This window comes from Corynebacterium sp. HMSC055G02 (assembly GCF_001809065.1).
Classification (GTDB): domain Bacteria; phylum Actinomycetota; class Actinomycetes; order Mycobacteriales; family Mycobacteriaceae; genus Corynebacterium; species Corynebacterium jeikeium_D.
Genome location: NZ_KV795632.1, coordinates 56,908 through 68,160, shown reverse-complemented (window position 1 = coordinate 68,160; position 11,253 = coordinate 56,908). Strand labels below are relative to the sequence as shown.

Below are 11,253 nucleotides of genomic sequence, written 5' to 3'. Positions count from 1 at the left end.
GCCGAGCGGACACACTTTTTGCTACTTAACCCACGATTCCAGCTGGTTACTTGCTGCTGAAAGCTTGTTAGCTAATTACTTCAGTGCAGCCAGTGCGGAGTCGTAGTCCGGCTCCGTGGTGATCTCATCGACCAGCTGGTTGTAAATGACCTTGCCCTCTTCGTCAGTGACGACTACGGCACGAGCAAGCAGGCCAGCGAGCGGGCCATCCTGCTGGACAACACCGAAGGCTTCGCCGAAGCCGTGGCGGAAGTCCGAGGCAACCTCAACGTTGTCCAGGCCTTCTGCAGCGCAGAAGCGGCCGAGAGCGAACGGCAGGTCACGCGAAACATTAACTACGACGGTGTTGTCCAGCCCAGCAGCGTCCTCGTTGAAGTGACGCACCGAAGCTGCACAAACACCAGTATCTACGGACGGGAAGATGTTGTAGACGACCTTCTTACCAGCGAAGGTCTCATTGGTGACCTCCCCGAGGTCACCACCGGTGAGGGTAAACTCCGGAGCCTTGTTGCCCACCTGGGGCAGGTCTCCGGAAAGCTGGACTGGGTTGGACTGAAATGCGGTTTGTGTCATAGCGCCCTTTTTACCGCCTTTCGTCCGGATCCTCCAGGCTGTTTCCTGGAAATCAGTAGAATCGTGACAGAAATGAAATTCCGGGCCGCAGTATCTTGAGCAATCTTGCGTACCTTGCGGTCCGGGCCACGCTATTCAGCGGGCCCCACGTTTAAACTCCGAGGAAAGGCAGCCATGAGTTTGATTACCGCAATTGTGTCCATCGATGTCGAAGCTGACAAGATTCCGGAGGCCGCCGAGACCATCGTCGAGATCGACGGCGTGACTGAGGTCTACTCCGTTACTGGTGACTGGGACTTGGTCGTCGTGGTGCGCGCAACTAATCACGATGATTTGGCGGAAATCATTCCAAATCTCATCAGCAAGGTCGACGGTGTTATTCGCACTCAGACTCAGCTGGCTTTCCGCACCTACTCTCAGCACGACCTGGAAAGTGCATTCTCCATCGGGCTGGAGTAGCCGCGGATTCTTCCACCGAGCCGTGCGGTATGCGGGAGCTACTTAACCACTTCCGCCATCGCGCGGCCTGCCTGGCGGCCACTGAAAATACAGCCGCCCAGGAATGTACCTTCCAGCGCGTTGTTGCCGTGAACGCCACCGCCACCGAAGCCAGAGGCCTCGCCTGCAGCGTAGAGCCCCTCAAAAGGTGTTCCGTCCGGGTGCAAGCACTGGCCGTCGAGGGTGGTCTCGATGCCACCGAGCGTCTTGCGGGTCAGCATGCGCAGACGAATAGCAATCAGTGGGCCGTTCTTCGGATCCAAAATCGGTGATGGCGGCACGGAGCGGATGATCTTGTCCCCGAGGAAGTTCCGGGCCACGTTGACGTAATTGACCTGGTAGTCCTTGGAGAAGGGATTACCGGTCTGCATATCGCGCTGACGAATCTGCTCCTCGAGCTTCTCCAGGTCAATCTTCGGCGCTGCGGCTCCGGACTCCCCGCCCGAGCTCGCCTCCACAATCTCGTTCATCCCCTCGACCAGCTTTGGCAGATCGTCGGCAACCACCCAGTCTTCGCCGTTATCCATAAACGCCTGAATAGGTGCGGCAACACCAGAGGTCACCTTGCCAATCAGCTTCTTGATCTCCTTGTCGGTCAGATCCGGATTCTGTTCTGAGCCAGAGAAAATGAACTCCTTGGCCACGATGTTCTTATTCAGCACAAACCAGGAGTAAGAGTGTCCGGTAGCCAGAATGTGCTTCATCGTGCCGACAGTATCTGCACCCGGAATATATGGCGCAGGCAGGCGATTTCCTTCTGCGTCAAACCACATGGCCGACGGCCCCGGGATGATACGGATACCGTGATTCGGCCACACGGGATTCCAGTTCTTCATGCCCTCGGTGTAATGCCACATGCGGTCACGGTTGACGAGGTTTGCGCCGGCCTGCTCTGCAATCTCGATACCACGGCCGTCAACATGCTCTGGCACACCGCAGACCATGTCCTTCGGCATCTCGCCCAGGCGCTCGGTCGGCCAGCACTTACGCACGGCTTCCAGGTTGCCGCCAACACCGCCCGTCGCAATGCACACGGCCGACCCGAGGATCTCAAAGTCCTCCCCTGTTTCCTCACGTGACGACGCCACTCCTCGCTCTAAAGATTCACAGGGAACCAGAATCTTGCCACGCACGCCGACGGCGCGGCCATCTTCGACAATCACCTCGTCAACGCGGTGGCGATGGCAGTATTCCACCAGCCCCTTCTTCGCAGCTTCAGCGACCGGCTCTGCGAATACGCGGACGATTTCGGGGCCTGTGCCCCAGGTGAGGTGGAATCGGGGTACCGAGTTACCGTGACCGTCGGCACGCCCTTCACCGCGCTCAGCCCACCCGACGACAGGCAGGAACTTCACGCCGAGATTGCGGAGGTAGTCACGCTTCTCCCCTGCCGCGAAGTTCAGATAGGCCTTGGCCCACTTGCGTCCCCAGTTGTCTTCCTCGCGGTCGAACTGCGCGGAGTTGAACCAGTCAGCTTCAGCGAGCTCGCGGTTGTCCTTGACTCCCAGGCGGCGCTGCTCTGGCGAGTCGACGAGAAAGATTCCTCCCAGCGACCAGAAAGCCTGTCCGCCGAGGTTGTTGGCATTCTCCTGATCGACAAGGATGACCTTCTTGCCGGCCTGCGTGGCCTCATACGTCGCGACCAATCCGGCAAGTCCGGCGCCGACGACAACAATGTCTGCAGTACGTGTGGTGCTCTGTGCGTTCATAGTTTCGTTTTTAGACCCTAAACATCACCTTTGAGGTGGTTTTGCCTAAAAACGTGATTTATTTTTACAGGCATTATTTATCTGGCGAATTTCCAACGCGCCCGGAGCCGCCCACTGCTAGTGAGGCCTGCGTGGCGCATGCACGAGCTCGACCTGTACGAGCGTGACTTTCTCTGCGCGCACGAGCGCTTCAAACAGCGACAGATAGTAATTCCACATCCTCCGGAACACTCTGTCGTAGCCGATACCAGCGGCTTCGCGCGCATGCGCCGCAAAGAAATCTCGCTGGAGCTGCAAGGTCGTCGCGAAGTGCGCCGGAATGTACTCTTCCGCCGCGATGCGCAGGCCGGTTTCCCGGTCCACCATCTTGCGCAGCTCTTCCATGGTGAAAAGCTGCAGCTGCGGCCACACATAAGCGCGTACGAGGTCCAAGCTGCGCTCGGCGAGCGCATCGAATTTGTCCGTCGCTACCACCATTTGGACGACGATGGTGCCGCGGTCGACAAGCAGACGCTCGGCGCTCTTCAGCCAGCGCAGCGCACCTGCACGACCGAAGGTCTCCAGACGCCCGACGTTGATAACCGCCTCGAAGTCGGACTCGAATTCGCGTGGCGACGGAATGTTGCGATCCATCTGGATCACATCGACCGCGCCGCGCAATCCGGCTTTTTCCACCCGTTCCAGCACCGTTTCGGTGTGGTCATCAGAGACGGTAATAACCTCCGCGCCCGCTCCTCTTTCTGCAGCCCGAAGGGAAATTTCTCCGCCTGCCGACGGCCATTCGGCGACACGGTCTCCGGCCCGGACTCGAGCAAGATCGAGGATGTGCTCATTATTGCGCACCTGGGCATGCAGAAAATCGGCACGCGCGACGGATTTCGGGGCATCGACATAAGTCACGTCAACTGACCAGTGCGAGGGAACCCCACCCTTGCCAGCACCACGGGCATAGTTTTGAATCTGTTCCCGCGACGAGGTTCGCACTCCGGAGGCGAACAGGCCGGAACCGCCCATCAGCAATTCGCCGGAATAGAGCTCGAGCAATGAGGTCGGCAACTCTCCCGCCATATCTGGCCCATCGAGACGTGGACGTGAACGCGCGACTTTCATCAGACCACGTGCCAGCGGCCCCAACGAAGCAATATCAAGCTCGGCGCTGAGCAGTCGGCTGAGAAGCTCTGGCAAATCATCACTGGACCATTCGCCCGCGAGATAGGCCTCCCCCAATCCGAGCCATTCTGAATCAGCTAGTCGAGAATAGAAAACAGGATCAATGACGCTGAAAACGACTGGACGAAACGATTCAGAACTAGTGGGAGATTCACTGCCGCCGCTAGAGCTGGCACCACCGACTCCGTCGATAGCCAAATCGGCGTCACCCGTCGACCGAGTAATGAAAGACTCCCCGACAAACTCACCGGATTCAACCAGTTCAATGCCGTTATCCTGGCAGAGTCGCTCAAAAGAGCGTTCCATCATTTCGGCACGTTTCGCTAGAAAACGCCCCTCTGGAATACGCGCAACCCGAGGCCATCGCTCTGCGTCAATTGCCTGCCGGCTTGCCGAATTCACCCTGCCCGAACCTCCTAACAATCGCGCCGCATAAAGGTACGAATAACGAACTGAGTTTGCTCTCGCAGCCTACCGCGCAGGGACCCAGAATAGGCGGTGGCGCACCGAGAGGATTACTATTGTGGCTTGCCGGCTAAAAGCCGAATCTAAAACTTCGAGAACTTTCAAGTCTGTGAGGAGAAAATACATGACCGAGACTCCGTACCGCCCGCACTCCGGACGCCCGCACGTGGTCGTCATCGGTTCGGGTTTCGGTGGCTTGTTCGCGGCGAAGAAGTTGCAGGGCGCCGAGGTCGACGTCACTCTCATCGACCGCACTAACCACCACCTGTTCCAGCCACTGCTCTACCAGGTAGCAACGGGCATCCTGTCCTCGGGCGAAATCGCTCCGTCCACTCGTACAATCTTCGACGGTGTTCAGAACGTTCGTGTTGTCAAGGGCGATGTCACCGACATCGACGTCGAAAAGCAGGTTGTGACTTCGGAACTGGGTCACCAGACTTCCAAGTGGGAATACGACCACCTCCTGGTTGCCGCTGGCGCTGGCCAGTCCTACTTCGGCAATGATCACTTTGCCGAGTTTGCTCCGGGCATGAAGAACATCGACGACGCACTCGAAATCCGTGCCCGCATCATCGGCGCGTTTGAGCGCGCCGAGCTGACCGACGATCCCGCTGAGCGCGAGCGCCTGCTGACCTTCGTCGTTGTCGGCGCTGGTCCGACTGGTGTTGAACTTGCCGGCCAGCTGGCCGAGCTGGCTAACCGCACCCTCGCATCGTCCTACCGCAGCTACAACCCGCACGCTGCACGCGTCGTCCTGCTCGACGGCGCACCGCAGGTTCTGCCGCCGTTTGGCAAGCGTCTGGGCCGCAAGGCTCAGAAGTCCCTGGAAAAGATGGGCGTCATCGTCAAGCTTGGCGCGATGGTGACTGACGTCAATGAAGAGGGCGTCACCTACAAGAACATGAAGGATGGAACCGAGGAGTTCATCCCGTCGTTCTGCAAGATTTGGTCCGCCGGCGTGTCCGCTTCCCCGCTGGGCAAGATGATTGCCGAGCAGACTGGCGCCGAGACCGACCGCGCTGGCCGTGTCGTTGTCAACGAGGACATGACAGCTGGTGGCTACAAGAACGTCTACGTCGTGGGCGACATGTCCAACCGCGAGAACCTGCCGGGTGTTGCTCAGGTTGCTATTCAGGGTGGCGAGTACGTCGCCGCCAACATTGCAGCTGAGGCCGACGGCCGCGATGTCGCAGAGCGTCAGCCGTTCGAGTACTTCGATAAGGGCTCCATGGCAACCGTCTCCCGCTTCTCCGCAGTGGTGAAGATGGGCAAGGTTGAGGTTACCGGCTTCATCGGCTGGATTCTGTGGCTGGCCGTCCACCTGATGTTCCTGGTGGGCTTCCGCAACCGCCTCGTCTCCTGCGTCAGCTGGGGCCTGAACGTCCTGGATCGCAACCGTTGGCAGATGGTTTCCACCCGCCAGCAGATGTACGCACGCAACGCCATCGACCGCCTGGCCGAGTTCAACAAGGACAAGGCTGAGCAGGATCTGCCGCTGGAGGTTCGCGACACTCGCCGCGAGCACCGCGCAAAAAGGAACAAGTAGTTAACTTGCAGGTGGCCAGATTAGAAAACAGCTAATCACGACAAGCCACCTGCGAGCTTCCTACCAGGCCCGTTACCACCTATAACGATTTGCTACAGCGGCTTGTCGAGTACCGCAATTCGTAGGTTGGTGCGGGCCAACAGTTTTTCATCTGCCTTGCGGGTGTGCTCAATGCGCCACAGTTGCATGGTGCGCCCCAGGTACTCTGGCTCCGCCGTGGTAACGATTACCTCGCCAGCCCGGGCGGAGCGGTAGAAATCGGTGTTATTGTTCACACCGACGACCGGCTTCTTCGCACCGCAGGCAACGAAACCAGCAATAGAGCCAGCAGTCTCGCCTAGCGAGCAATAAACACCGCCATTGGCTAGGCCCCACGGTTGCAGGTGGTCGGGCCCGACCTCGAGCTCCATCTGAATTCGCTCCGGCCCGACATGGACAAACTTCGTGCCCAGCAAGGTATCTAGACCGCCGATTCCGTTATCGCCCAAGGTGCTGTTAAAAACAGCCAGCTCCTCATCGCTCAGCGCTTCCTGGCTAGCCTTCGTCGCCAGTGTCATATAATCGCGCAGCGCCTTCCTCTTCGCCTGCTCGGCGACGGAAGCTGCAGAGTTAGAGTCCTGTGAACTGCCATTATTCGCAATAGTCTCGTCAGTCATGCCAAACATTGTGCCAGCGCACGCCATCACTCGTGGCAGTTTCAACGTTAAAAGCAGTAACAATTTCTGAGTCCCAGATACAACGAACCCCGGCCAGGCTTTAAGATGGTGGGCATGACCGATAACAATGAACTCGCACAAATTGGTGTCGTCGGGCTCGCCGTCATGGGCTCGAATATCGCACGCAACTTCGCCCACAAGGGACACACCGTTGCCGTGTACAACCGCAGTCCGGAGAAAACTCGCACCCTCATCGCTGAACACGGTGATGAAGGCTCATTCATCCCGTCCGAGACCATTGAAGAGTTCGTCGCTTCGCTGGAGCGCCCGCGTCGCGCTCTGATCATGGTTCAGGCAGGTGCCGCTACTGATGCGGTCATCGATCAGCTTGCCGACGTGATGGAGCCCGGCGACATCATCATTGATGGCGGTAACTCTCTTTACACGGACACCATCCGTCGCGAGAAGGCTATTCGCGCCCGTGGCCTGCACTACGTTGGCACTGGTATTTCCGGTGGTGAAGAAGGTGCTCTGACTGGCCCATCCATTATGCCGGGTGGAACGAAGGAGTCCTACGAGTCCCTCGGCCCGCTGCTGGAGTCCATCTCCGCTCACGTTGATGGCGTTCCGTGCTGTACTCACATTTCTTCCGATGGCGCTGGCCACTTTGTAAAGATGGTCCACAACGGCATCGAGTATGCGGATATGCAGGTCATTGGCGAGGCCTACCACCTGCTGCGTGAGGCCGCTGGCCTCACCCCTGCCGAGATTGCAGATATCTTCCGCGAGTGGAATAAGGGCGACCTGGACTCCTACCTGGTCGAGATTACCGCTGAGGTTCTCTCTCAGGCCGATGAGAAGACAGGCAAGCCGCTGGTGGATGTCATCGTTGATGCTGCTGGCCAGAAGGGCACCGGCCGTTGGACGGTCAAGGCCGCTTTGGACTTGGGCATTCCAGTAACTGGTATTGGCGAGGCCGTGTTCGCTCGCGCCCTGTCGTCTTCCCTTGCTCAGCGTGAGGCTGCCCGCAACCTGCCGTCGGGAAGCCTGGCTAAGGCACCGGAAGATCGCGATGCTTTTGTGGAGCGCGTCCGTAAGGCGCTCTACGCTTCCAAGATCGTTGCCTACTCGCAGGGCTTCGATGAGATTAACGCTGGTGCCAAGGAGTACGGCTGGGAGATTGACCGCGGTGCGCTGGCGACCATCTGGCGTGGTGGCTGCATCATCCGCGCACAGTTCCTGAACCGCATCAAGGAAGCGTACGACCGCAATCCGGAGCTGCCGGCGCTGGTACTCGACGAGTACTTCCGTGACCAGGTCACCGAGTGCCTCGACGCGTGGCGCGACGTTGTCGTCACTGCAGCACAGATGGGTATCCCGGCTCCGGTGTTCTCCTCTTCGCTGGCTTACTACGACGGCCTGCGTGCGGAGCGTCTGCCGGCAGCACTGGTTCAGGGGCAGCGTGACTACTTCGGTGCGCACACTTACCAGCGTGTTGACCGCGAGGGTGCTTTCCACACCCTCTGGTCTGGCGACCGCTCCGAGGTTGAAGCGTAGTCTTGAAGTCTGTCGCTTCACGCTCTTGAAGTTAAAAGGGGTCTGAGATGCCATTTCCCAAGAAGGCAAAGCCTGATTTTGTGCCACGAGTTCTTTCCATCGCCGGCACAGACCCAACAGGTGGCGCTGGGCTCCATGCCGATTTAAAATCAATCGCCGCCGCCGGTGGTTATGGCATGGGCGTGGTCACCGCTTTGGTATCTCAGAACACCGTGGGCGTTCGTGCCGTCCACACCCCACCTGTTGACTTCCTCGTCGAGCAGCTGGCTGCTGTAACTGAGGATGTCACCATCGACGCGGTGAAGATTGGCATGTTGGGTTCACGCGAACTCACGCAGGCCGTCACCAACTGGGTTCGGGAGACCAAGCCAGCCGTGGTTGTTCTCGATCCGGTTATGGTCGCCACCTCTGGCGACCGTCTGCTTGACGAAGATGCCATGGACGCAATGCGCGACTTGGTCGCGGAAGCCACCGTCATCACGCCGAATGTTCCCGAACTGGCATTGCTTGCCGACGCCCCGGAGGCCAGCGACTTCACTGAGCTGATTGAACAGGCACTGGAGTTCGCGAGCAAAAACGATGTCATCGTGATTGCAAAGACTGGTCACTTAAGTGATGAGGAAGCCGGCAATGCCGTGGCCTTCCCCGATGGCCAGGTTTTCTTCAGCTCTTCTCCCCGCATTCACACTGAGAACACCCATGGCACGGGTTGTTCGCTGTCCGCTGCTCTAGCCACACGGATTGGTGGGGGCTCAGCGATCAACGACGCCCTGCGCTGGACTACGCGCTGGCTCAGCGAGTCCATTCGTTTCGCGGATAACCTCAACGTCGGCCAGGGGCACGGCCCCATTGACCACGGCCACAGGGCTCGTCGCCTGGAAAAGGTCGCGCTTCGCCGAATGCAACCAGTGCATCTGAACTCCAGTTTTTACCCGGAGGCCGTCGAAGGCACTGATACTGAGCAGCCGCCGAAGGAGCTGGAATCTTTCTTCGGCCACTCACTCCAGATTGCTCCGGCTGGTCCTTTTACTTCCCAGCTGTGGCGGGACATCGAGGACATCGTTGCCGAGATTGGCGGAATGTTCAGCGTCCCCACGATGCTCCGCGGCGACCTTTCCTCGGACGAAACCAACTTCTTCGTAGCGCAAGAGGCCTGGTACTTGCACCAAGTTTTCCCAGTCCTGTCGCATCTGGCAACCAAAGCACCCTGCCCGAAGGAACAGGTTCTGTGGTCGTCACTCGCACAGGAAGCCCTGGTGCGTGCGTTGGAATTGAGCAATAACGGGCTGGAAGAGACTTCTTCGGCGCTCGAGGACATCGAGCCGACAACCATCACACAGCTTTTGCTGGACGTGCATTCTTCCTGTAGCGCTTTCAACCCATATCGGGTCGCCGTAACCAGTATCGTCGCCGAAATGTGGATTGCAACCGAGCTGACTCTGCAAGGAAAATCGCTGGTTGATGAGGATTCCGCGATCGCGAACTGGGTGGAGGTGTATTCCGACCCCGAGTATGTTGACAGTGTTCAGCAGGCTCTCGAGGTCCTTGAAGAGAATATGTCTACGGCCAGCGATGCGGAGCTCAAATCTATCCGCAACATCTTCCGTCGAGCCGCCATTCTCGAGCGCGAGGCCTATGCGCAACCGGGTCGCGGTTGGTAAATGTCATGGGACGGTAGTTTTCCAGTTCACCGGACGTGCCTATTGCATGGCTGTCCGGGGATAGCGGTATTCTAACAAGCATGCCCCCTCCTGCTGAGTCCAGTGATTTCAGACAGTTGGGCACGCCGGAAGCGATTGTGAGTATTCTGCGTGCCCAGCACATAACTTCGCCTACTGCCGTGCAGGTGGCGACTTTGCCAGATGCTTTCGCTGGCAAGGACGTTCTTGCGCAGGCCCCTACAGGCTCGGGCAAAACGCTCGCATTCGGCATTCCGCTGGTCGCGTTACTCAATAACGCCTCTCCAGCGCTTCCCGGTTACCCGCGCGCGCTAATTATTTCGCCAACGCGCGAACTCGCAGATCAGATTGCTGATGTCCTGGCTGACATCGGTGCCGCTGCAGGTCTGCGTGTCTTGAGCTTGGTCGGCGGTGATTCCGTGGCCAAGCAGCAGACTCTGCTCGCGGCACCAGTCGATATCGCTGTGGTCACACCGGGTCGCGCACACGATTTGCGCCGCCGCGGTCTACTCAGCCTTGAGCACGTCCTCGCTGTCGTCGTCGACGAAGCGGACATGCTCGCTGACATGGGCTTTCTGCCCGATGTTCTGGGCCTGGTCCGTGCGTGCCCGAAGTCGGCACAGCGCATGGTCTTTTCCGCCACGATTAACGACGACGCCGCGGGGCTTATTCGCGATCGTCGCGCAAGTAGCACTGAAGTTGCGAAGCACAAGGTCACTGCCTCCCGGTTGACCATGCGCAATATGCGGCATCTGTTACTTCGGGTGGAGGACAACAACGAAGCCGACGAAGTGGTCGCCTGGATTGCCTCCCGCAAGGATCAGTGCGTCATCTTCGCCAACTCTAAGGCGCGTGTCGTGCAGCTGGCTAAGTTTCTACAGTTCTACGACATCAAGTTAGGTTTCCTCCACGGCGATCGTGGCCAGGCAACTCGTCGCGCGGTCCTCAAGGCCTTTGCCGAGGGTGAAATCAATGTCCTCGTCACCACGGATGTGGCCGCTCGTGGCATTGATATCGATGCTCTTGACTTGGTTGTGCACGCGGATCCGCCAAGGGATTCCGCGACGTATATTCACCGCTCGGGTCGGACGGCTCGTGCAGGTGCTTCCGGCACGGTAGCGATGATTGTGCGTGACCGCCAGGTTGATCAGGCCCGCGAGCTGCTGGCAGGGGCCGGCGTTGAAGCTGAAGAGCTGCGCGCCGCTCCGGGACTGCCGCGATTTGTCAAGGAACTGGGCGCACGGCGTCCGCGCCGGGCTCGTCAAGATCAGAGCCAATCGGCAGGCGGTGCTGGTGGTGCCGGTTACCGCGGGCGCGGCGGTCCGTCGGCAAGCGGAAAGAATCGTGCTGGCGGTCGCGTACACCGCCCCAAGCGAGGGAAAAAGAAGAAGAGATAATCA

General features: G+C 58.9%; 9 protein-coding genes. 5 read left to right on the top strand and 4 right to left on the bottom strand.

The annotated features are described in order from the left end of the window. Positions 1-75 precede the first annotated feature (75 nt). On the bottom strand, positions 76-573 hold the full coding sequence (gene tpx, locus HMPREF2547_RS00305; protein WP_016422822.1) for a thiol peroxidase: 498 nt from the start codon (positions 571-573) through the stop codon (positions 76-78). Between the two features lie 174 nt (positions 574-747). Here tpx and HMPREF2547_RS00300 point away from each other — a divergent pair, with 174 nt between their 5' ends. Next, a complete protein-coding gene (locus tag HMPREF2547_RS00300) occupies positions 748-1,032 on the top strand; it encodes an Lrp/AsnC family transcriptional regulator (RefSeq protein ID WP_005511316.1) in 285 nt (94 codons plus the stop codon). Between the two features lie 38 nt (positions 1,033-1,070). On the opposite strand, the gene HMPREF2547_RS00295 is transcribed toward HMPREF2547_RS00300, so the two are convergent. Beyond that, entirely contained in the window at positions 1,071-2,780 is a 1,710-nt protein-coding gene (locus tag HMPREF2547_RS00295) for an FAD-binding dehydrogenase (RefSeq protein ID WP_049189919.1), read from the bottom strand. 117 nt (positions 2,781-2,897) lie between these two features. After that, the gene (locus tag HMPREF2547_RS00290) at positions 2,898-4,352 is read right to left on the bottom strand and encodes a class I SAM-dependent methyltransferase (RefSeq protein ID WP_070604376.1); all 1,455 of its coding nucleotides are present in this window, start codon (positions 4,350-4,352) and stop codon (positions 2,898-2,900) included. A 187-nt stretch (positions 4,353-4,539) separates the two neighbouring features. On the opposite strand from HMPREF2547_RS00290, the gene HMPREF2547_RS00285 reads away from it, so the two are divergent. Continuing rightward, the gene (locus HMPREF2547_RS00285; protein ID WP_049170497.1) at positions 4,540-5,961 is read left to right on the top strand and encodes an NAD(P)/FAD-dependent oxidoreductase; all 1,422 of its coding nucleotides are present in this window, start codon (positions 4,540-4,542) and stop codon (positions 5,959-5,961) included. A gap of 92 nt (positions 5,962-6,053) precedes the next feature. Here the strand turns inward: HMPREF2547_RS00285 and HMPREF2547_RS00280 are convergent, their stop codons facing one another. Then, positions 6,054-6,617 (bottom strand): PaaI family thioesterase, encoded by a 564-nt coding sequence (locus HMPREF2547_RS00280; protein WP_224433479.1) that lies wholly within the window; start codon positions 6,615-6,617, stop codon positions 6,054-6,056. Positions 6,618-6,722: 105 nt separating this feature from the next. Here HMPREF2547_RS00280 and gndA point away from each other — a divergent pair, with 105 nt between their 5' ends. From gndA to HMPREF2547_RS00265, 3 genes are all read left to right on the top strand, one after another. After that, positions 6,723-8,174 carry an NADP-dependent phosphogluconate dehydrogenase gene (gene gndA, locus HMPREF2547_RS00275; protein ID WP_070429693.1) on the top strand — a complete coding sequence of 484 codons (1,452 nt, stop codon included), beginning with the start codon at positions 6,723-6,725 and terminating at the stop codon, positions 8,172-8,174. A gap of 47 nt (positions 8,175-8,221) precedes the next feature. Then, positions 8,222-9,835: a bifunctional hydroxymethylpyrimidine kinase/phosphomethylpyrimidine kinase gene (locus tag HMPREF2547_RS00270; protein ID WP_070546160.1), complete on the top strand. Its 1,614-nt coding sequence runs from the start codon at positions 8,222-8,224 to the stop codon at positions 9,833-9,835. Positions 9,836-9,915: 80 nt separating this feature from the next. Beyond that, a complete protein-coding gene (locus HMPREF2547_RS00265) occupies positions 9,916-11,250 on the top strand; it encodes a DEAD/DEAH box helicase (protein WP_222865657.1) in 1,335 nt (444 codons plus the stop codon). The last annotated feature ends 3 nt before the right edge of the window (positions 11,251-11,253 follow it).